Here is a 19,570-nt window from a genome sequence, read left to right on the forward strand (position 1 = left end):
TGTTGCTGGAATACGACAGCCTCGGCGATTGTCGGTGCTCGGGGATAGGGTCGCCAGACATCGAGTCCGCGGCGGCAAACGGGAGGTGGGGGACGGATGGCCGAGCAGAACTGCCTGGTGGCGAACGACTGGATCTGCGGCGAGTATCTGCGCTCCCGCAGCCAGGAGTTGACCGAGGCGACGGTCCAGCACATCTGGATCACTGTGGCTTCGGTGCTGATCGGCCTGGTGGTCGCATTTCCACTCGCGCTTCTCGCACGCCGCGGCCGGCATTTCGCCGGACCGGTGCTGGGTCTGACCACGGTGCTCTACACGGTGCCGTCGCTGGCGATGTTCTCGCTGCTGCTGCCGCTGTTCGGACTGTCCGCGGCCCTCGTCGTCACCGGCCTGGTGCTCTATTCGCTGACCATTCTCGTGCGGAACATCCTGGCAGGGCTCGAAGCGGTGCCCCAGGAGGCCAAGGAAGCGGCGCAGGGCATGGGTTACGGCCCCGGCCGGCTCCTGTGGGAGGTGGAACTCCCCCTCGCGCTGCCCGCGCTGATGGCCGGTCTGCGGATCGCCACGGTCTCGACGGTCGCGCTCACCACGGTGGGGTCCCTCGTCGGCAAGGGCGGCCTCGGCAATCTCATCGAGGACGCGCTGCCCAGCTTCTTCAAGGCCCAGGTGCTCACGGCCTCCGTGCTCTGCGTGCTGCTCGCGGTGGCCGCGGACCTGCTGCTGCTCGGCCTGCAGCGCCTGCTCACGCCCTGGACCCGCATACGGACACCCGCCACGGCGGCGACCGGGCCCGCGGGCATCGCGAAGACGGAGGCGGGCTGATCCATGGGAGTCATCGGGGACGCCTGGACCTGGCTCGTCACCGGAGCCAACTGGTCCGGGGAGAACGGGGCGACGCACCGGCTGGGCGAGCACCTGTACGTGAGCGGAGTGGCCCTGGTGGCCGCCTGCGCCATCGCCCTGCCGATCGCGCTGTACCTGGGGCACATGGGCAAGGGGGGTGCGCTCGCGGTCAACATCTCCAACGTGGGCCGGGCGATCCCGGTGTTCGCGGTCCTCGCCCTCTTCATGATGACGCCGCTGCGCAACTCCGGCTATGTCCCCACCATCATCGCGCTGGTGCTGTTCGCCGTGCCGCCGCTGCTGACCAACGCCTATGTCGGGATGAGGGAGGTGGACCGGTCGGTGCTCGAGGCCGCCCGGGGCATGGGCATGTCCGGCATGCAGCTCTTCGCGCGGGTCGAGCTCCCGCTGGCCTATCCGATGATCATGACCGGGCTGCGGTCCGCGGCGGTCCAGGTGGTCGCCACCGCCTCGATCGCGGCGATGGTCGGACTGGGCGGCCTGGGCCGGATCATCACCGCAGGATTCAACACCTATGACACGGCGCAGGTATTCGCGGGCGCCGTACTGGTCGCCCTGCTGGCCCTGGTGGTGGAGGGGGCACTCGTGGCGCTGGACCGGCTGCTGTCGCCCCTGCGCCGCCGCCGGACGGCATGAACGCGCGCTTTTCGGACAGTGCACACCCTTTTTCGCGGATGGAGAACAACATGAGCAGGACCTCGCGCATAGCGAGTGCGGTCATCGGAGTGGTCGCGCTGGCCGGGTCGCTCGCCGCGTGCGGCGGCGACAGCCTGGAGAAGGAGAAGAGCGGCTCGGACAGCGCGGCGGGCGCGGACTCCAAGAAGGGCTCGCTCGTCGTGGGCGCCGCTTCCTTCACCGAGTCCAAGGTGCTCGCCGAGCTGTACGCACAGCTCCTGGGCGATGCCGGGTACAGCACCTCGATCACCACGGTGAAGAACCGTGAACTGTACGAGCCGTCACTGGAGAAGGGCGAGATCGACGTCGTCCCGGAATACGCGGCGACCATCGCCGAATTCCTCAACGCCAAGGTCAACGGGGCGGCGGAGGCGGAGAAGAAGCCGGTCGCATCGGGGGACGCGGCGGCCACCGTGGCAGCCCTGGAGAAGCTCGCCGGTCCGCTCGGGCTGAAGGTTCTCCCGGTCGGCGAGGCAGTCGATCAGAACGCCTTCGCGGTGTCGAAGGAATTCGCCGAGAAGAACAACCTCACGACGCTTTCCGACCTCGGCCGGTCGAAGATCAAGGTGAAGATCGCAGCGGGCGACGAGTGCGAGATCCGTCCGTTCTGCGCACCGGGTCTGAAGAAGACGTACGGCATCGACGTCACCGGGATCGACCCCAAGGGCGTCGGGACACCGCAGTCCAAGCAGGCGGTCAAGGACGGCAAGGACCAGCTCGTCCTCACGACCACCACGGATGCCGTGCTGGACGCCTACGGGCTGGTTTTCCTGGAGGACGACAAGAAGCTCCAGAACGCCGACAACGTCCTGCCGGTGCTCAACGCCAAGGACGCGGGTGCCCCGGAGATCGCCGCGGCGCTCGGGAAGCTCACCGATGTCCTCACCACGGAGGACCTCGCCGAACTCAACCGCAAGGTCGACGCGGAGCGCGCCAAGCCCGCCGATGCGGCCAAGGAGTATCTGCAGTCGAAGGGTCTGATCAAGAAGTAGACGGCCGCGGAACAGTCATTTGAGGGGCCGCAAGGTAACCGGGCGGGAACAGATTGCCGGGCGGCCTCCCAAGTGACCCGTGCGCACGGTAAATTTCGGGCCATGCCACGTGGACGTCACCGCCATTCGCCACCCCTCCACAAAATCCTGCCCCCCTCCGTGGTGGCCGGAGTGTCGGTCGTCTGCGCCGCCGGAGCCTGGCTCCTCGCGGAACCTGTGGCGCTGCGCGTCCTGGTGGCCGCGACAGCGGCCGCCGCTCTCAGCGGCGCCTATCTGATGCGCAGCTGGGACCGGGCGGCAGGACTGCGTGTCGCGGAGCTGAACCGGGCCCGCGTCAGCGACGAGTGGAAGACCGAGGAGCGCATAGCCGAGCTCGAGGCCGACCTCGAGGAATCACGGGAACTGCGGCTCCGCCTGGAGACGAAACTGCGCCGCAAGCGGGTGGAGCTCGCCGGCCTGCGGGGCGAACACGCCTCTCTGCTGCGCCGGTACGCGAACGCCGAGACCGAGCGGGCCGGTGCCCTGGAGGGGCGCAGGCAGCTCGCCATCGAAGCGGCGGCCGTACCCCGCGAGCTCCCCACGGCCCGGTCGACCCCGACCCCGGCCGCCTACCTGCGCGCCGCCCAGGCCCTGCAGGAACTGACGCGCAACGCCGCGCTCCAGGAGGCCCGCCGCACGGCCGAGCTGGCCAGGCAGCGCGATCTCGCCGAGCGGGCCGCGGAGCGGGACTCGGAGGGCGAGGGCCCGAAGGGGAAGCACGCGGCGGCCGCCGGAGCGGGTGACCAGCACCAGCACCGCCGCCCTTCGGCCGCCCTCCCCGCACCTCAGCTGCCGTCCGCACCCGTGCGTGCGCCGCGCTCCGTACCCGCAGCTTCGGCCGTCGTCCCGTACGCGGGCGGGCGGCGCCATCTCGTCCCGCAGGGCAGCTTCGACTTCTTCGGTACGCAGAAGGCCAACGCCGCGATCGAGTCCGTGCAGAACGAGGACCTCGCGGACGTCGTGGGCGAGGAGGCCCTGGCCGCGCACCGTACGCGCACCGCCGAGAACCGGGCCGTCGGAAAGGTCATCGACCTGACCGCGCACGACGAGACCGAACAGCTTGACGTCGTCCGGCTGCGCAGCGCGATCTCCTCGTAGCCGTAGCCGTAGCCGTAGCTGTAGCCGTACGTAGCCGCTGCGCGCCGGGAGTCGGCGGGCCGCCCCGCCGACTACTTGTCGATGTCCCCGACGACGAAGAAGAGCGACCCCAGGATCGCGACCATGTCGGCGACGAGAGTGCCCGGCAGCAGTTCGGTGAGCGCCTGGATGTTGTTGAACGAGGCGGAGCGGAGCTTCAGCCGGTACGGGGTCTTCTCGCCCTTGGACACCAGGTAGTAGCCGTTGATGCCGAGCGGGTTCTCGGTCCACGCGTAGGTGTGCCCCTCGGGCGCCTTCAGGACCTTGGGCAACCGCTGGTTGATCGGCCCCGGTGCCAGGTCCGCCATCCGGTCCAGGCAGGCGTCCGCCAGGTCCAGGGCGTTGTGCGTCTGCTCCAGGAGGCACTCGAAGCGGGCCAGGCAGTCGCCCTCGGTCCGGGTGACGACCTTGAGGGTGTCCTGCAGCTCCCCGTACGCGAGGTAGGGCTCGTCGCGCCGCAGATCGAAGTCGACCCCGGACGCGCGGGCGATCGGACCGGACACCCCGTAGGCGTGCACGGCCTCGGCGGACAGCACGCCCACACCCCTGGTACGGCCCCGGAAGATCTCGTTGCCGAGCACCAGCCGGTCGTACACGTCCATCCGGGAGCGGACCGAGGCGACGGCCTCCCTGGCCCGCCCCAGCCAGCCCGCGGGAAGGTCCTCCTTGAGGCCGCCGACCCGGTTGAACATGTAGTGCATCCGGCCGCCGGAGACCTCCTCCATCACGGCCTGGAGCTCCTCGCGTTCCCGGAACGCGTAGAAGACCGGAGTGATCCCGCCGAGTTCGAGGGGGTAGGAGCCCAGGAACATCAGGTGGTTCAGGACCCGGTTCAGCTCGGCCAGCAGCGTCCTCGTCCAGACGGCGCGCTCCGGGACCTCCATGCCCAGCATGCGCTCGACGGCCATCACGACACCGAGCTCGTTGGAGAAGGCCGACAGCCAGTCGTGGCGGTTGGCGAGCATGATGATCTGCCGGTAGTCGCGGGCCTCGAAGAGCTTCTCCGCGCCGCGGTGCATATAGCCGATGACGGGTTCGGCGTGCTGGATCCGTTCACCGTCCAGGACGAGCCGCAGCCGGAGCACGCCGTGTGTGGAGGGGTGCTGCGGACCGATGTTGAGCACCATGTCGGTGCTCTCTGCCGCGCCGCCGATGCCGACCGTCGTCTCCGTCATGCGGGACAGTATCCCCCTTCCCGTTCCCGGGACCCGGCCCCAGGTCCCTCAGACCGGCGGGGGCACGGGGCGAGGCCCCGGCGCTGTCCGCTGCCGCAGCCACCCGAAGTCGCCGAGCCCGCCCCGGGCGGTGAGTTCAGCAGCCTCTCCGGCCGCCGCGAGTGCCCGCACATAGCCCGCCGGATCCGTCGACGCCCGTGCCAGAGGCGGACGTTCGCCGCTGACCCCCAGCTCCTTCAGCGCCGTCCGCTGATCCAGCAGTTCGGCCACCGCGCCGTTGCCCGCCGCCGCCTCCGCGCACGCGTCCAGCGCCACGTGCGAGGTCAGGTCGCAGCTGCCGTCCGGCACGGGCCGCACCTCGCGGCCGGCCCGGAAGCCGGTCAGTGTTCCGAACGGCGGCCTCGCCCCCCGTACATGCGCGTAGTCGACCGCGACCGCGACCCCCTCGGCCATCGAGGCGACCGCCCGGGTCCAGGCCTCGTCGCGCGGCCGGCCGATCTCCGCACGGGCACCCGGTCCGGTCAGCGGCCACCAGCGGGCCAGCCACTCCGCGTCCGCCCCGGTCACCGGATCGCCCAGCCGTTCCTCGCCGTCGGCCCGGACGAGGACGTAGCGGGCCACTCCGTCGGCGTCGGCCTCGGCGATGTCCGTCGGGACGTTGTCCAGCCATTCGTTGGCGAACAGCAGGCCCTTCGTGCCCTGCGGCAGCTCGGCGCTCCACCCGATGGCAGGGTCCAGGCCCGCCGGCCGTGGAGCGAGTTCCACGGCGTGGGCCCGTACGACGAGTCCCGGACCGGCGGACCCGGCCCGCAGCGCCGTCAGCACGCCGGTCAGCAGCTCACCCCTGCCCGCTCCCACATCCACCAGGTCCACGGAGTCCGTTCCCAGCTCGCGCGCCGTACCGACGAGCAGCCGGGCGACGGCGGAGGCGAACAGCGGGGATGCGTGCACCGATGTGCGGAAATGGCCCGCCGGCCCCTCGGGGCGCCGGTAGAAGCCCCCGTCCCCGTACAAAGCGGTCTCTGCCGCTTCCCGCCATCCGCACCAGTCATCCGTCACGTAGGCAAGTCTCCACCTTGGGGAGTACGGTCCCAGGACCTGGATCGGCCCTTCGGCTGACCCGGGTACCGATCACCTGTACCTACGCTGGGTCACGTGCAGCGCCTCTACGATTTCATCCGCAGACACCCGACGGGCGTCGACACCTTCTGGGCTGTCTTCCTGCTCGGGCTCTCCGGCATGTCCATCGTGGCCGAGCAGGGCGGTGACGGCAGGGAGCGCGTCGCGGCCGTGCCCATCGCGGTCGGTCTGTGCACCGTGGTCGCGCTGCGCCGCCGCGCACCGGAGAAGATGCTGCTGCTCACGATCGTGATGGGCATCGCGCAGCTGCTGCTCGACGTGCGTCCGGGCGCCGCGGACTTCGCCATGCTGGTGATCATTTACACCGTGTCCACCGTGGGGGAGCGCTGGGCCTCCCGGCTCGCCCTGGCGTGCAGTCTCGGCGCCGCGGGGCTCTCGCAGCTGCGGTGGCCGGAGGATTCCCCGTCGGACAGCTGGGTGCAGTCGGTCTTCGTCGTCGTCGTCCTGACCGTGCCGTTCGTCCTCGCCTGGGTGCTCGGCGACTCGATACGCACGCGTCGGGCCTACTTCAGTCAGCTGGAGGAGCGCGCCGCCCGGCTGGAGCGTGAGCGCGAGGCGCAGTCGAAGGTCGCCGTGGCCGCCGAACGGGCCCGCATCGCCAGGGAGCTGCACGACGTCGTCGCGCACAACGTCTCGGTGATGGTGGTTCAGGCCGACGGTGCCGCCTACGTCATGGACGCCGCTCCCGACCAGGCCCGGCAGGCACTGGAGACCATCTCCAGCACCGGCCGACAGGCCCTCGCCGAGATGCGGCGGCTGCTCGGGGTGCTGCGCACCGGCGACACCCGGGAGAGCGGCGAGTACGTGCCCCAGCCCGACGTCGAGCAGATCGAGGACCTGGTCGACCAGGTGAGGCGGACGGGCCTCGCGGTGGACTTCAAGATCGAGGGCACTCCGCGTCCGCTGCCGACCGGCGTCGAGCTGACCGCGTACCGGATCGTCCAGGAGGCCCTCACCAACACCCGCAAGCACGGCGGTCCGGACGCCGGGGCCAGCGTGCGGCTGGTCTACTTCGACGACGGCCTCGGGCTGCTCGTCGAGGACGACGGCCGGGGCGCCGCGCACGAGCTGTACGAGGACGGCGGGGCCGACGGCGCCGGACACGGAATGATCGGCATGCGGGAGCGGGTCGGCATGGTCGGCGGCACGCTGGACGCGGGACCGCGGCCGGGCGGCGGCTTCCGGATCAGCGCACTGCTCCCGCTCAAGCCCGCCAACCAGTGACACAAGGACAGGACCCTCATGACGATCCGCGTAATGCTCGTCGACGACCAGATGCTGCTGCGCACGGGCTTCCGGATGGTGCTCGCCGCCCAGCCGGACATGGAGGTCGTCGCCGAGGCGGGTGACGGGGCGGAGGCGATCGAGGTCCTGCGGTCCACGACCGTAGACGTGGTGCTGATGGACGTGCGCATGCCGCGGCTGGACGGGGTCGAGGCGACCCGGCGCATCTGCGCGCAGACCGATCCGCCCAAGGTCCTCATCCTGACGACGTTCGACCTGGACGAGTACGCGTTCTCCGGCCTGAAGGCGGGCGCGAGCGGCTTCATGCTCAAGGACGTGCCGCCCGGCGAGCTGCTCGCCGCGATCCGGTCCGTGCACAGCGGCGACGCCGTGGTCGCCCCGTCCACCACCCGCAGGCTCCTCGACCAGTTCTCCCCGATGCTGCCCAGCAGCGGCAAGGAGCCGCAGCACAAGCACATCGAGAAGCTGACCGAGCGCGAGCGGGAAGTGATGATGCTGGTCGCCCAGGGTCTGTCGAACGGCGAGATCGCGGCCCGTCTGGTGCTGTCCGAGGCGACGGTGAAGACCCACGTGGGCCGCATCCTCACCAAGCTGAGCCTGCGCGACCGCGTCCAGGTGGTCGTCCTCGCGTACGAGACCGGCCTGGTCAGGGCGGGCGGCGGGTCGGGCGCCTGACCGGCGCGGCTACCGGAGCACGCCTTCCAGGAAGTCGCTGCCGAGCCGGGCCACGACGGTCAGGTCCAGCGAGTGCAGGACGTACCGGCCGCGCCTGCGCGTGGTGATCAGGCCGGCCTTCTTGAGCACCGCCAGGTGCCGTGAGACCTCGGGCGCCGTGATGCTGTGCGCGTCGGCGAGTTCCCCGGTGGTGTACGGGGAACGGGCGAGGTTGCGGCACAGGCGCATCCGCATCGGGTGGGCCAGGGCCTCCATCCGCAGCTGGAGCAGCTCCACGGAGGCGGGGGAGGGCAGCTCGGGGCGGTGCACCGGGTAGTGGATCACCGGCCGCCAGCCCGGGGCGTGGAGCACCATCAGGTGGGGCCAGCCGAAGCTGGTCGGGATGAGGGTGAGCCCCGTCCCGACGGCCGGGTCGGCGGCGTTCGTCCGGCCGACGGTCAGCTTGTCGATGTTCAGCCTGCTCGCGTCCTCGTTGAGCGAGAGCGCGGGCGAGACCGCGCGGAACACCTCGTCGAGGCCCTTGCGCCGCAGCAGCTCGGTCTTGTGCCGGGCGTCGGCGGCCAGCTGGACCTGGACCCGCTGCCAGGTGTCCGAGAAGAAGGCCTGGTCGCAGTCCTCGAAGAGGCGACGCACCCAGGTGCGTACGGAGCCGGGTGCGGCGAGCAGCTGCTGGGTGAACTCCAGCTGCTGGGGCCCCCTTGCCGCCGCCATGTCGAGTGCGCGGGCCCGCATCGTGGCGCTGTTGAGCGGGGACGGCGCGCCCGTCCCGTACAGGCTTGCGCAGGTGAACTCCAGGGCGGCGGAGACGAACCGCTCGTCATCCATTTTGTCGAGGATGTCCAGGTCCTCGGCCAGGCTCGCCCCCGTACGTCCGTCGCCGCCGCGGACACCGGCGAACGGCAGGAAGACGTCGGAGAAGGTGTTGCGCCAGAGGAAATCGGCCTCGTGCAGCCGGTCGGCGAGGTCGGGCTCGAGAGCCGCGGAGGTCGCGGTCGCCCAGCCGTGGTGGCCCGGATGGTGCCCGGGCTCGGAGAGCGCATGCAGGGCGAGCCCCAGCTCGGCGAGGGGGGAGATCTCGAAAAGGATGTGTTCGGAGGGCAGGCCCGCGATGTCTATGTGCACGCTCACCCGTCCATAGTGCGGGGTACGGAGCCGGGGCCGGGCGCCAGTTGACGGGGGCCGTCAATCGACGGGCGGAGTGCCGGGAACGGGTTCACGCTGGATGCATGGACATCGTTCAGCAGCACATGCTCGACAGCTATCGCTCGGCGCAGCACGGTGAGCCACCGCCCCCGCTGCCCGGCCGCCACGACCGGGAAGTCCTGCGGGAACTGCGCAGACGCTTCCACGCCTGGACCGCGGGACAGAACCAGAACCGGCACGGCGCCTGAGGAGAGCCCGGCCACCGGGCTGACCGGGCCACCACGCCCTACCCCAGCCGCCGTACGAACTCCGCCACCGCCTCCCGCACATCCCCCGCCGACCACTCCAGCCCCGGCGCGGCCACCGTGACCTCGGTGTACGACACCCCGGGCGGCCCCGCGGGCCCGGCCAGCCACCGGCGGAACAGCGTCACGCCCGTCTCTTCGGCCTGCCGCACCGAGGCCTCGTCCAGCTCCTGTGTCCCGTAGGGCAGCCACACCTGGAACTGGTGGGTGTGCGGCGGTTCCGGATGCACTCGGAACCAGGGCACCGCACTGTCCGCGAAACCCTCCGCCATTGCCCCCGCGACCACCTTGGCGTGCGCCACGTACCGGGGCAGCATCGGCAGCTCACGCTCCAGACCCAGCAGCGCGGAGAGAGCCGCCGGGTACTGCTGGAAGACCTGACCGCCGTACCGGTGGCGCCAGGTCCGCGCCTCGTCGACCAGCGATTCGGGGCCGGCGAGCACCGCCCCGGACAATCCGTTCAGGGACTTGTAGAACGACACGTAGACGCTGTCGGCGAGCCCCGCGATCTCCGGCAGACCGCGCCCGAAGTGCGGTCCGCACTCCCACAGCCGGGCTCCGTCCAGATGCACGACCGCGTCCCGCTCCCGCGCGGCGGCCACGACGGCCTCCAGCTCCTCCCAGGAGGGCAGGACGAAGCCGGCGTCGCGCAGCGGGAGCTCCAGCATGAGGGTGCCGAACGGCTCGGGGAAGTCCCGGACCTCGTCCGCCGTGGGCAGCCGGGGTGCGGACGTCGGATGCACCGTGCGCAGTCCGCTCACCGAGGTGAGGGCACCCCCCTCGTGCATCTCGGGGTGGGAGAGCGGATGAAGCGCCACCACCGGATTCCCCGTACGCCCCGCCCAGCTGCGCAGCGCGACCTGCTGGGCCATCGTCCCCGTCGGGAAGAACGCCGCGGCCTCCATGCCCAGCAGATCGGCGGTCCGCCGCTCCACCTCGGCGACGACCCCGTCGCCGTACACATCCGTCCACTCCTCCAGGTCGTGGACCGACCCCGCGTCGGCGGCCAGCGCGGCCAGCCGCTCGCCCAGGGTGTGGTCGGCGGACGCCCGGGCGAGCACCCTTCCGGACCGCTTCCACGCGGTCAGCCTGCGGTGCCGCTGCTTCTGCTCATCGGTGACTGCCATGGGACGATCATCACCCGGGCCGCTGACACAGCCCACCCCGTTTTCGGTTGCGGCCCAGAGTTACCCACAGGCTGTGGACAGCCGGGGGGTCTCGCGAAACGCTGGCGTAGCATGCAGAGAAATCGTCCGGTACCCCCCGCGGACTGGAACGGAAGGCCATCGCCGCGTGAACGCATCTGTTTCCAAGGAATCCCTCGACGCGAGGGACCGCCCCGCCCGTCTCACCGTCGGCGTCGTCGGCGCGGGACGGGTCGGCCCCGCCCTCGCCGCCTCGCTGCAGCTCGCCGGGCACCGCCCGGTCGCGGTCTCGGGCGTCTCCGACGCATCCGTGCGCCGGGCCGCCGCCCTGCTGCCCGACGTACCCCTCGTCACGCCGGCCGAGGTCCTCGCGCGCGCCGAGCTCGTGCTGCTGACGGTTCCCGACGACGCGCTGCCCGGCCTGGTCGAGGGCCTCGCGGAGACCGGTGCCGTGCGGCCCGGCCAGCTGATCGTCCACACGTCCGGGCGGTACGGGACGAAGGTGCTCGACCCCGCACTGCGCGCGGGGGCGCTCCCGCTGGCCCTGCATCCGGCCATGACCTTCACGGGCAGCTCCGTCGACGTCCAACGGCTGGCCGGCTGCTCCTTCGGGGTCACCGCCCCCGAGGAGCTCAGGCTCGCCGCCGAGGCGCTCGTCATCGAGATGGGCGGTGAGCCCGAATGGATCGCGGAGGAGTCCCGCCCGCTCTATCACGCGGCGCTCGCCCTCGGAGCGAACCACCTGGTCACCCTGGTCGCCCAGTCCATGGAGCTGCTGCAGAAGGCCGGAGTGTCCGCACCCGACCGGATGCTCGGCCCGCTGCTCGGTGCTGCCCTCGACAACGCCCTGCGCTCCGGCGACGCCGCGCTGACCGGCCCCGTGGCCCGGGGCGACGCGGGCACGGTGGCCGCGCACGTCGCCGAGCTGCGCAGGCACGCCCCGCAGGCAGTGGCCGGATATCTCGCGATGGCCCGCACCACGGCCGACCGGGCGCTGGCCCATGGTCTGCTCAAGCCTGAGTTCGCGGAGGACCTCCTGGATGTCCTGTCGGACAGCGCGAACACAAAAGGAATGAACGGAACGGACGGCACGGACGAGACCGGGCCGGGGGAGGCCCGATGAGCACCGCACCCGCCACGCTCCTGCGCACCGCCGCGGAACTGGACGCCCTGCACCGGCCGGCCGGTGCGCAGCGCGCCGTCGTCATGACGATGGGCGCGCTCCATGACGGCCACGCCACCCTGATCCGTACGGCACGGGCCGCCGCGGGGCCCGATGGACAGGTCGTCGTCACCGTGTTCGTCAACCCGCTCCAGTTCGGTGAGGCCGCCGACCTCGACCGCTACCCCCGCACGCTGGACGCCGACCTCGCCATTGCCGCGGCGGCCGGTGCCGACGCGGTCTTCGCGCCCTCCGTCGACGAGGTGTACCCGGGCGGTGACCCCCAGGTCAGGATCACCGCGGGACCCATGGGAGAGCGTCTCGAAGGCGCCTCGCGCCCCGGGCACTTCGACGGCATGCTCACCGTCGTCGCCAAACTCCTCCACCTCACCCGGCCCGACGCGGCGTTCTACGGGCAGAAGGACGCCCAGCAACTGGCGCTCATCCGCCGCATGGTGCGCGACCTCAACTTCGGCGTCGACATCGTCGCCGTTCCCACGGTGCGCGACCCCGACGGGCTCGCGCTCTCCAGCCGCAACCGGTTCCTCTCCGCCGACGAACGCCGCACCGCGCTGGCCCTCCCCGGGGCCCTGTTCGCGGCCCGCGACCGGCTGGCGGCGCAGCAGGCGCTGCACGCCCGCGCGCAGACCGTCCCCGAGCGGGAGGGCCGGGCCGCCGCGCTCACGAAGCTCGGAGAGGCCCGTGCGGCCGCCGACACCCAGGCCGTGGCGCTGGCCCGGCCGACGGTCGGACCGGCCGCGGTGCGGGCAGCGGCCCGGGCCGTCCTCGCCGAGGCGGCCGAGGAGGCCGTGCCGCTCGACCTGGACTACCTGGCGCTCGTGGACCCGGCCGACTTCACCGAGATCCCCGACGACCGCGACAGCGGCGAGGCGATCCTCGCCGTCGCGGCACGGGTGGGTGCCACCCGTCTGATCGACAACATCCCGCTGACCCTCGGAGTCCTGACGTGACCGGAATACGGCTGACCGCCCCCGCCCCCGGCTGGGCCATCGACGCGGACGTCGTCGTGGTCGGCTCCGGCGTGGCCGGTCTCACCACCGCCCTGCGCTGCGCCGCGGCCGGTCTCGCCACCGTCGTCGTCACCAAGGCCCGCCTCGACGACGGCTCCACCCGCTGGGCGCAGGGCGGCATCGCGGCGGCCCTCGGCGAGGGCGACACCCCCGAGCAGCACCTCGACGACACCCTGGTCGCCGGCGCCGGCCTGTGCGACGAGACGGCGGTGCGGGCGCTGGTGACCGAGGGCCCCGACGCCGTACGCCGGCTGATCGAAACGGGCGCGCACTTCGACACGACCGACACCGGCGCCATCGCCCTGACCCGCGAGGGCGGCCACCACCGCCGCCGCATCGCGCACGCGGGCGGAGACGCCACGGGCGCCGAGATCTCCCGCGCCCTGGTCGAAGCGGTCCGCTCGGCAGCCCTGCACACCGTCGAGAACGCCCTGGTCCTCGACCTGCTCACCGATGCCGAAGGCCGTACCGCGGGCGTCACCCTGCACGTCATGGGCGAGGGCCAGCACGACGGCGTCGGCGCGGTCCGCGCTCCCGCGGTGGTCCTCGCGACCGGCGGCATGGGCCAGGTCTTCTCGGCCACCACCAACCCGCCGGTCTCCACCGGCGACGGCGTGGCCCTCGCGCTGCGGGCGGGCGCGGAGGTCTCCGACCTCGAATTCGTCCAGTTCCACCCGACCGTCCTGTTTCTCGGCTCCGACTCCGAGGGCCAGCAGCCGCTGGTGTCGGAAGCGGTACGGGGTGAGGGCGCCCATCTCGTCGACGCCTCCGGCACGCGCTTCATGCTGGGGCAGCACGAACTGGCCGAGCTGGCCCCGCGCGACATCGTCGCCAAGGCCATCACCCGCCAGATGCACCTTCTGGGCACCGAGCACATGTATCTCGACGCGCGTCACTTCGGCGCCGAGATGTGGGAGCAGCGCTTCCCGACGATTCTGGCCGCCTGCAGCGCACACGGCATCGACCCGGTGACGGAGCCGATCCCGGTGGCCCCGGCCGCGCACTACGCCTCGGGCGGCGTCCGCACCGACCTCCGGGGCCGTACGACGGTCCCCGGTCTGTACGCCTGCGGAGAGGTCGCCTGCACGGGAGTGCACGGCGCTAACCGGCTCGCGTCCAACTCCCTCCTGGAGGGCCTGGTCTTCGCCGAACGCATCGCGGCGGACATCGTGACGGACCGGAACGAGGACCGGACCCAGGACATGACCCCGGACCCGGCCCAGGACGTGTCCGGTGAACAGGACCTGCCGCGGCCGGCCGCCGGGGCCGGGGCAGCCGTCCCCGGTGCTCACGGGCCCGCGTCGGAGCCCGCCCCGCTGCTCACCGCCGAGTCCCGGACGGAGATCCAGCGGATCATGACGAGGGGCGCCGGAGTCATCCGCTCCGCCGCCAGCCTCGCCCGCGCGGCCGAGGAGCTGGACTCCCTCCAGCAGACCGCGGCCACCGCGGCGGACACCGTCGCGACCGGTGCCAAGGACGCGGTACCCGGCGTCGAGGCGTGGGAGGCCACCAATCTGCTCCTCGTCTCGCGGGTCCTGGTCGCTGCCGCCCGGGAGCGCGAGGAGACCCGCGGCTGCCACTGGCGCGAGGACCGGCCCGACCGCGACGACGCGGACTGGCGCCGTCACCTCGTCGTCCGGATCGCCCCGGACCGGCGGCTCGTCGTCCGTCGTACGGACAGCGCCGCATTCCCGCCCGTACGCCCCGAGGATTCAGCAGACTGAGCGGCGACAGCACGACGCCGCCCGGATTGCGCAGCAACACCGAGCAGTACCCCGAACCACCCGCCGACGCCCCCGAGGAGCCGTAACCGTGAGCACGCCCGAAGAGAACCCGCGCCCGACACCCGTGGACGTACCGCTGATCCACATCGGCGCGCCCGCCGCGTCCGGGGGCGGCTGCGGCGACGGCTGCGGCTGCGACGACGGCTACGACCCGGACGGTCTGGAGTGCGGCCTCGACCCCGCTCTGGCCCAGTTGCTCGCCGACGCGGGCCTGGATCCCGTCCAGGTCGAGGACATCGCCCATGTCGCGATCGAGGAGGACCTCGACGGCGGGGTTGACGTGACGACCGTGGCGACCGTCTCCGAGGAGGCCGTGGCCACCGGTGACTTCACCGCCCGCGAGGCAGGCGTCGTCGCAGGTCTGCGTGTTGCCGAGGCCGTCCTGTCCATCGTCTGCACGGACGAGTTCGAGGTCGAGCGCCATGTCGAGGACGGTGACCGCGTCGCGCCCGGACAGAAGCTGCTCACCGTCACCACCCGCACCCGTGACCTGCTCACGGGTGAGCGCAGCGCGCTCAACCTGCTGTGCAGGCTCTCCGGGATCGCGACCGCGACCCGGGCCTGGGCCGATGTGCTCGAAGGCACCAAGACCAAGGTCCGCGACACCCGCAAGACGACTCCCGGACTGCGCGCCCTGGAGAAGTACGCGGTCCGCTGCGGCGGCGGCGTCAACCACCGCATGTCCCTCGTGGACGCGGCCCTCGTCAAGGACAACCACGTCATCGCGGCCGGCGGTGTCGCCGAGGCGTTCAAGCGGGTCAGGGAGGCGTTCCCCGAGCTCGCCATCGAGGTCGAGGTCGACACGCTGGAGCAGGTCACGGAGGTGCTCGACGCGGGTGCCGACCTGATCCTGCTGGACAACTTCACCCCGTCCGCGACCGCCGAGGCGGTCGCCCTCGTCGGCGGCCGCGCGGTGCTGGAGTCCTCGGGCCGGCTCGCCCTCGGCTCCGCCCGCGCCTATGCCGAGGCGGGCGTCGACTACCTGGCCGTCGGCGCGCTCACGCACTCCTCGCCGATCCTCGACATCGGCCTGGACTTCCGTGACACCGTCCCCACCGACGGGGTCGGCGCCTGATGCTGCTCACCATCGACGTCGGCAACTCCCACACGGTCCTCGGCCTCTTCGACGGCGAGGAGATCGTCGAGCACTGGCGGATCTCCACCGATGCCCGCCGCACCGCCGACGAGCTCGCCGTGCTGCTCCAGGGGCTGATGGGCATGCACCCGCTGCTCGGCGTGGAGCTGGGCGACGGGATCGAGGGCATCGCGATCTGCTCGACGGTGCCCGCCGTTCTGCACGAGCTGCGCGAGGTCACCCGCCGCTACTACGGCGATGTCCCCGCGGTCCTCGTGGAGCCGGGGGTCAAGACGGGTGTGCCCGTGCTGACGGACAACCCGAAGGAGGTCGGCGCGGACCGCATCGTCAACGCCGTCGCAGCCGTCGAGCTCTACGGCGGTCCGGCGATCGTCGTCGACCTCGGTACGGCCACCACCTTCGACGCGGTGTCCGCCCGCGGTGAGTACACGGGCGGTGTGATCGCACCCGGTATCGAGATCTCGGTGGAGGCGCTCGGGGTGAAGGGCGCCCAGCTCCGCAAGATCGAGCTGGCCAGGCCGCGCAGTGTGATCGGGAAGAACACCGTCGAGGCGATGCAGTCCGGCATCGTGTACGGCTTCGCGGGCCAGATCGACGGCGTCGTCGAGCGCATGAAGAAGGAGCTGGCGGCCGACCCCGACGAGGTCACCGTCATCGCGACCGGCGGCCTTGCTCCGATGGTGTTGGGGGAGTCCTCCGTCATCGACGAGCACGAACCCTGGCTCACGCTCATCGGCCTCCGTCTCGTGTACGAGCGCAACATCGCCCGGATGTAGGGCGCGCCCGCGGTCACCTGCGGGAACGGCCCGGCGGCGCCTCGGAGGACGGCGCGCCGCCGGGCGGCCAGTTAAGCGGATTTTGTCCATTTAGCACGTATTGTCGCGTCATGCCCACGCCCTACGGATCACGCGGCGGCATGGCGTTCGGTGCGGACGAGCTGCGAGTGCTCCGACGTGCTCTCGCTCATGCCCTCCACCCCACGTCCCTGCCGGAAGACGACGTCCAGGACTGCCTGCGGCTCGCCGCCGCGGTGGACGAGGCGGTGAGCGAGGCAGGCAGGCTGCGCGCGTTCCTCCTCGCCGATCTCGCCCGGTACCGCGACGCACTCCCCGGCTCGCTCAGCGGCTACCTGGAGCTCCTGCAGGACGCCCTTGCCGCCGGCTACGACCCCCGTCCCGACGATCTGGCCGCCCTGCGCGCACTGCGCGCAGGACCGGTCGCGGCGGCGCTCCTGGAACGCTGTCAGGTGCTCGCGGAACGCTCGGTGCGGGCCCGCCTCGCCGGGCGCGCCGTGCCCGCGACGACGCCCGCGCCGCGCAGCAGGCTGCTCGCCCTGCCCGGCGGCCTTGCGGCGGCCAAGGAGCCCGAGCGCCCCAAGACCCCGGCCCGGCCCGCGTCGCCGTCCCGCCCGGCGGCCCCCGGTGAGCGCCCCATGCCCAAGCCGTCCGAGGTCTTCCCGCCCCGGCGCCGGCCGGCGCCCGCACCCCCACCCGAGGAACGCGCCGTGTCCTAGGGTTCCCACGGGGTGCCCGGGAGAGACCGGAATGCCGGGCTCGCTACCCTGGACGGCATGGACTACGTATCCGCGCTCGTGCCCCCCGTGGTGATGGCCGCCTTCTTCATCGGTCTTGTCGTGACGATCGTCAAGAGCCAGGGCGGTCCGAACAAGGCCAAGGAGGACGCGGCCGTGGACGCGGCGGCCGCCCGCACCGAATCGCTGCAGCAGGCCCCGCGGGCCGACGGCGTCTGATCCGGACCAGGCCAAGAAGGGCGTACGGCTCCCGAGGAGCTGTGCGCCCTTTTGCCGTCTCGATAAAAGGCCCATTCCAGACATCTAGCACTAAGGTGACGCTGTGCCTCGCCAATTGGGAGAGCTGGAAGACGCCGTGATGACACGGGTCTGGCAATGGAACCGTCCGGTCACCGTGCGGGAAGTTCTCGAGGACCTTCAGCAGGAGAGGTCCATCGCATACACGACCGTGATGACGGTAATGGACAATCTCCATCAGAAGGGCTGGGTGCGCCGAGAAGTCGATGGCCGGGCATATCGATATACGGCGGTCTCCACACGGGCCGCGTACTCGGCCGCACTGATGAACGAAGCCTGGTCCCTCAGCGACAACCCGGCGGCCGCTCTGGTCGCCTTCTTCGGCATGATGTCCGCCGAGCAGCGCGAGGCTCTCCAGGATGCGGTGCGCATGGTCTCGCCGGTCTTCCCCGAACCGTCGGCAACCCCGCCGGATGACGCGGTCCCGGCCGATGAAGCACCACCGGAGATCGGGCGATAGCGTCGGGGCATGTCCTCAGAGCTGCCGCAAACCGAGCCGCAAACCGAGCCGCATACAGATTTTCCTACCGACCCGTCGGTTGGGAAACTCGCCATCACCGTCCGACGTGCCAGGACGAGCGATGTGGCATCCGTCCGCGGCCTGCTCGACGGCTACGTCGCCGAAGGCATCCTGCTCGACAAAGCGACGGTGACGCTTTACGAGGACATCCAGGAGTTCTGGGTCGCCGAACGTGATGAGGACGCCCGCGTCATCGGCTGCGGCGCACTCCACGTGATGTGGGAAGACCTCGCCGAAGTGCGTACTCTCGCCGTCGACCACGGGATCAAGGGCGCGGGAGTAGGTCACCAAGTTCTGGACAAGCTCTTGCAGACCGCACGCTGGCTCGGCGTCCGCCGGGTTTTCTGTCTCACCTTCGAAGTCGACTTCTTCGCGAAGCACGGCTTCACCGAGATCGGAGAGACGCCGGTCGACGGAGATGTCTACAGCGAGCTGCTGCGTTCCTATGACGAGGGTGTCGCCGAGTTCCTCGGTCTCGAACGAGTGAAGCCGAACACCTTGGGCAACAGTCGGATGCTTCTGCACCTGTGACCGGGACTAGCTGTCGGAACCCTATGTCCGAATCGCGCACGTTTCCCGTGTTCTTGTGCTACTGAACGTCTCCCAGGGGTTTGTGTTTTCCGGGGAAAAGCGGTTTCCTTTCCGCGTACTGCATTTTCGATGAAAGGAAATCCGGTGGCACAGAAGGTTCAGGTCCTTCTTGTTGATGACCTCGACGGTGGCGAGGCGGACGAGACCGTCACGTTCGCTCTTGATGGCAAGACGTACGAGATCGACCTCACGACGAGCAACGCGGACAAGCTCCGTGGTCTTCTCGAGCCCTACGCCCGGAGTGGCCGTCGCACGGGTGGTCGCGCAGCGACCGGCCGCGGCAAGGGCCGTGCCGTTGCGGGTGGCAACAAGGACACTGCGGAGATCCGTAAGTGGGCCCGCGAGAACGGCCACAATGTGAATGACCGCGGCCGCGTTCCGGCCGAGATCCGCGAGGCTTACGAGAAGGCCAACGGCTGACCTGTCGGCCGATGGGACAACAGCGTCCGGGCATGCGTGAGCCGGACCCGGTGGCATTCCGTCGCTGCCGCGTCCACCAGTCGTACGAGATCGGGAGCATCCCCACCCCTGCTCCCGAGGCCGGCCAGAGCCGGGAGCCGCGGCTCCACCTCCTGGCGCGGTTCGGGGGGCCGCAGCCAGAAGGCGGCCCCCGGCGAGCCCCCCGCCCCGTCGGGCGGCGCAGGGGCGTCGATGTGCCCGCCCGCGCCGATGGCGGCCAGGTCGAGAGCGATACCGCTCCACTCCAGCCAGTCCAGCAGCCCCGGCAGCTCGTCGGCGCTCCCGGCGGCCACCAGCAGCCACATCCGCTGCCCGGCCACTGCCACGGGGCCGGTGCGCCCCACCCGGCGCAGTGCCGCGTGACCAGCCGCGGCAGGCAGCTCCAGCACGTCGAAGCGCAGCCCGGTCAGCAGCCGCACAGGCGCTGTTCCCACCGTGGCCCAGTCGAGCTCACGTGCGTACCACCGCGCGCAGGCGTCGGCTTCGGGCGACGAGCGGGGAGGCGGGACGGTGGGAGCCATGACCGATGAACCGCCGAACCGGGTCCAGGGTTACGCACAGTTCATG

22 protein-coding genes are annotated in these 19,570 nt (G+C 71.2%); 17 read left to right on the forward strand and 5 right to left on the reverse strand.

What is annotated here, in order from left to right; genetic code table 11:
• The first annotated feature begins 96 nt into the window (after nt 1-96).
• The 4 genes from OG257_RS21425 to OG257_RS21440 all read left to right on the forward strand — a co-directional run bounded on the left by OG257_RS21425 (nt 97) and on the right by OG257_RS21440 (nt 3,665).
• Nucleotides 97-819: an ABC transporter permease gene (locus tag OG257_RS21425; RefSeq protein WP_329209769.1), complete on the forward strand. Its 723-nt coding sequence runs from the start codon at nt 97-99 to the stop codon at nt 817-819.
• A 3-nt stretch (nt 820-822) separates the two neighbouring features.
• Nucleotides 823-1,497, forward strand: coding sequence for an ABC transporter permease (locus OG257_RS21430; protein ID WP_329209771.1), 675 nt, complete (start codon nt 823-825; stop codon nt 1,495-1,497).
• Between the two features lie 50 nt (nt 1,498-1,547).
• Nucleotides 1,548-2,528 (forward strand): ABC transporter substrate-binding protein, encoded by a 981-nt coding sequence (locus tag OG257_RS21435; protein ID WP_329209773.1) that lies wholly within the window; start codon nt 1,548-1,550, stop codon nt 2,526-2,528.
• 102 nt (nt 2,529-2,630) lie between these two features.
• Nucleotides 2,631-3,665, forward strand: coding sequence for a hypothetical protein (locus OG257_RS21440; RefSeq protein ID WP_329209775.1), 1,035 nt, complete (start codon nt 2,631-2,633; stop codon nt 3,663-3,665).
• Nucleotides 3,666-3,736: 71 nt separating this feature from the next.
• Here the strand turns inward: OG257_RS21440 and OG257_RS21445 are convergent, their stop codons facing one another.
• Both OG257_RS21445 and OG257_RS21450 read right to left on the reverse strand, forming a co-directional pair.
• Nucleotides 3,737-4,879 (reverse strand): NADH-quinone oxidoreductase subunit D, encoded by a 1,143-nt coding sequence (locus tag OG257_RS21445; protein ID WP_329209777.1) that lies wholly within the window; start codon nt 4,877-4,879, stop codon nt 3,737-3,739.
• A gap of 48 nt (nt 4,880-4,927) precedes the next feature.
• Complete coding sequence (locus OG257_RS21450; RefSeq protein WP_329209779.1) at nt 4,928-5,938, reverse strand: SAM-dependent methyltransferase; 1,011 nt, start codon at nt 5,936-5,938, stop codon at nt 4,928-4,930.
• Between the two features lie 96 nt (nt 5,939-6,034).
• On the opposite strand from OG257_RS21450, the gene OG257_RS21455 reads away from it, so the two are divergent.
• Together OG257_RS21455 and OG257_RS21460 are read left to right on the forward strand one after the other, a co-directional pair.
• A complete protein-coding gene (locus tag OG257_RS21455; protein ID WP_329209781.1) occupies nt 6,035-7,243 on the forward strand; it encodes a sensor histidine kinase in 1,209 nt (402 codons plus the stop codon).
• Nucleotides 7,244-7,261: 18 nt separating this feature from the next.
• Entirely contained in the window at nt 7,262-7,939 is a 678-nt protein-coding gene (locus OG257_RS21460; protein ID WP_329209783.1) for a response regulator transcription factor, read from the forward strand.
• 9 nt (nt 7,940-7,948) lie between these two features.
• Here OG257_RS21460 and OG257_RS21465 read toward each other — a convergent pair whose 3' ends face one another.
• A complete protein-coding gene (locus OG257_RS21465; RefSeq protein ID WP_329215246.1) occupies nt 7,949-9,061 on the reverse strand; it encodes a DUF5937 family protein in 1,113 nt (370 codons plus the stop codon).
• Between the two features lie 104 nt (nt 9,062-9,165).
• Between OG257_RS21465 and OG257_RS21470 the strand changes: the two genes are divergently transcribed.
• Nucleotides 9,166-9,330: a hypothetical protein gene (locus OG257_RS21470; protein ID WP_329209785.1), complete on the forward strand. Its 165-nt coding sequence runs from the start codon at nt 9,166-9,168 to the stop codon at nt 9,328-9,330.
• A gap of 38 nt (nt 9,331-9,368) precedes the next feature.
• Here the strand turns inward: OG257_RS21470 and OG257_RS21475 are convergent, their stop codons facing one another.
• On the reverse strand, nt 9,369-10,514 hold the full coding sequence (locus tag OG257_RS21475; RefSeq protein ID WP_329209786.1) for a threonine aldolase family protein: 1,146 nt from the start codon (nt 10,512-10,514) through the stop codon (nt 9,369-9,371).
• A gap of 166 nt (nt 10,515-10,680) precedes the next feature.
• On the opposite strand from OG257_RS21475, the gene OG257_RS21480 reads away from it, so the two are divergent.
• From OG257_RS21480 to OG257_RS21525, 10 genes are all read left to right on the forward strand, one after another.
• Nucleotides 10,681-11,655 carry a Rossmann-like and DUF2520 domain-containing protein gene (locus tag OG257_RS21480; protein WP_329209788.1) on the forward strand — a complete coding sequence of 325 codons (975 nt, stop codon included), beginning with the start codon at nt 10,681-10,683 and terminating at the stop codon, nt 11,653-11,655.
• Nucleotides 11,652-12,665, forward strand: a complete 1,014-nt coding sequence (gene panC, locus OG257_RS21485) for a pantoate--beta-alanine ligase (RefSeq protein WP_329209790.1) — start codon at nt 11,652-11,654, stop codon at nt 12,663-12,665. The genes OG257_RS21480 and panC overlap by 4 nt, the downstream gene beginning before the upstream one ends.
• The gene (locus OG257_RS21490; RefSeq protein WP_329209792.1) at nt 12,662-14,449 is read left to right on the forward strand and encodes an L-aspartate oxidase; all 1,788 of its coding nucleotides are present in this window, start codon (nt 12,662-12,664) and stop codon (nt 14,447-14,449) included. Before panC ends, OG257_RS21490 begins: the two co-directional genes overlap by 4 nt.
• Nucleotides 14,450-14,537: 88 nt before the next feature.
• Nucleotides 14,538-15,584, forward strand: coding sequence for a carboxylating nicotinate-nucleotide diphosphorylase (gene nadC, locus OG257_RS21495; RefSeq protein ID WP_329209793.1), 1,047 nt, complete (start codon nt 14,538-14,540; stop codon nt 15,582-15,584).
• Nucleotides 15,584-16,381: a type III pantothenate kinase gene (locus OG257_RS21500; protein WP_329209795.1), complete on the forward strand. Its 798-nt coding sequence runs from the start codon at nt 15,584-15,586 to the stop codon at nt 16,379-16,381. The genes nadC and OG257_RS21500 overlap by 1 nt, the downstream gene beginning before the upstream one ends.
• A gap of 140 nt (nt 16,382-16,521) precedes the next feature.
• A complete protein-coding gene (locus tag OG257_RS21505) occupies nt 16,522-17,118 on the forward strand; it encodes a hypothetical protein (RefSeq protein ID WP_329215248.1) in 597 nt (198 codons plus the stop codon).
• Nucleotides 17,119-17,175: 57 nt separating this feature from the next.
• Nucleotides 17,176-17,355, forward strand: coding sequence for a hypothetical protein (locus OG257_RS21510; RefSeq protein ID WP_329209797.1), 180 nt, complete (start codon nt 17,176-17,178; stop codon nt 17,353-17,355).
• A gap of 103 nt (nt 17,356-17,458) precedes the next feature.
• Entirely contained in the window at nt 17,459-17,893 is a 435-nt protein-coding gene (locus tag OG257_RS21515; protein ID WP_329209799.1) for a BlaI/MecI/CopY family transcriptional regulator, read from the forward strand.
• Between the two features lie 9 nt (nt 17,894-17,902).
• Nucleotides 17,903-18,484, forward strand: coding sequence for an amino-acid N-acetyltransferase (locus OG257_RS21520; protein ID WP_329209801.1), 582 nt, complete (start codon nt 17,903-17,905; stop codon nt 18,482-18,484).
• A 144-nt stretch (nt 18,485-18,628) separates the two neighbouring features.
• Entirely contained in the window at nt 18,629-18,964 is a 336-nt protein-coding gene (locus OG257_RS21525; protein ID WP_329209803.1) for a histone-like nucleoid-structuring protein Lsr2, read from the forward strand.
• On the opposite strand, the gene OG257_RS21530 is transcribed toward OG257_RS21525, so the two are convergent.
• Nucleotides 18,943-19,524: an SCO3374 family protein gene (locus OG257_RS21530; RefSeq protein WP_329209804.1), complete on the reverse strand. Its 582-nt coding sequence runs from the start codon at nt 19,522-19,524 to the stop codon at nt 18,943-18,945. The genes OG257_RS21525 and OG257_RS21530 overlap by 22 nt on opposite strands.
• Nucleotides 19,525-19,570 lie beyond the last annotated feature (46 nt).

This window comes from Streptomyces sp. NBC_00683, assembly GCF_036226745.1.
GTDB lineage: Bacteria > Actinomycetota > Actinomycetes > Streptomycetales > Streptomycetaceae > Streptomyces.

Coding starts and splice junctions, on each gene's coding strand:
- panC (WP_329209790.1), top strand. CDS start 11,652: ATGAGCACCGCACCCGCCACGCTCCTGCGCACCGCCGCGGAACTGGAC.
- OG257_RS21445 (WP_329209777.1), bottom strand. CDS start 4,879: ATGACGGAGACGACGGTCGGCATCGGCGGCGCGGCAGAGAGCACCGAC.
- OG257_RS21500 (WP_329209795.1), top strand. CDS start 15,584: ATGCTGCTCACCATCGACGTCGGCAACTCCCACACGGTCCTCGGCCTC.
- OG257_RS21435 (WP_329209773.1), top strand. CDS start 1,548: ATGAGCAGGACCTCGCGCATAGCGAGTGCGGTCATCGGAGTGGTCGCG.
- OG257_RS21425 (WP_329209769.1), top strand. CDS start 97: ATGGCCGAGCAGAACTGCCTGGTGGCGAACGACTGGATCTGCGGCGAG.
- OG257_RS21520 (WP_329209801.1), top strand. CDS start 17,903: ATGTCCTCAGAGCTGCCGCAAACCGAGCCGCAAACCGAGCCGCATACA.
- OG257_RS21460 (WP_329209783.1), top strand. CDS start 7,262: ATGACGATCCGCGTAATGCTCGTCGACGACCAGATGCTGCTGCGCACG.
- OG257_RS21530 (WP_329209804.1), bottom strand. CDS start 19,524: ATGGCTCCCACCGTCCCGCCTCCCCGCTCGTCGCCCGAAGCCGACGCC.
- OG257_RS21430 (WP_329209771.1), top strand. CDS start 823: ATGGGAGTCATCGGGGACGCCTGGACCTGGCTCGTCACCGGAGCCAAC.
- OG257_RS21505 (WP_329215248.1), top strand. CDS start 16,522: ATGGCGTTCGGTGCGGACGAGCTGCGAGTGCTCCGACGTGCTCTCGCT.
- OG257_RS21510 (WP_329209797.1), top strand. CDS start 17,176: ATGGACTACGTATCCGCGCTCGTGCCCCCCGTGGTGATGGCCGCCTTC.
- OG257_RS21440 (WP_329209775.1), top strand. CDS start 2,631: ATGCCACGTGGACGTCACCGCCATTCGCCACCCCTCCACAAAATCCTG.
- OG257_RS21475 (WP_329209786.1), bottom strand. CDS start 10,514: ATGGCAGTCACCGATGAGCAGAAGCAGCGGCACCGCAGGCTGACCGCG.
- OG257_RS21470 (WP_329209785.1), top strand. CDS start 9,166: ATGGACATCGTTCAGCAGCACATGCTCGACAGCTATCGCTCGGCGCAG.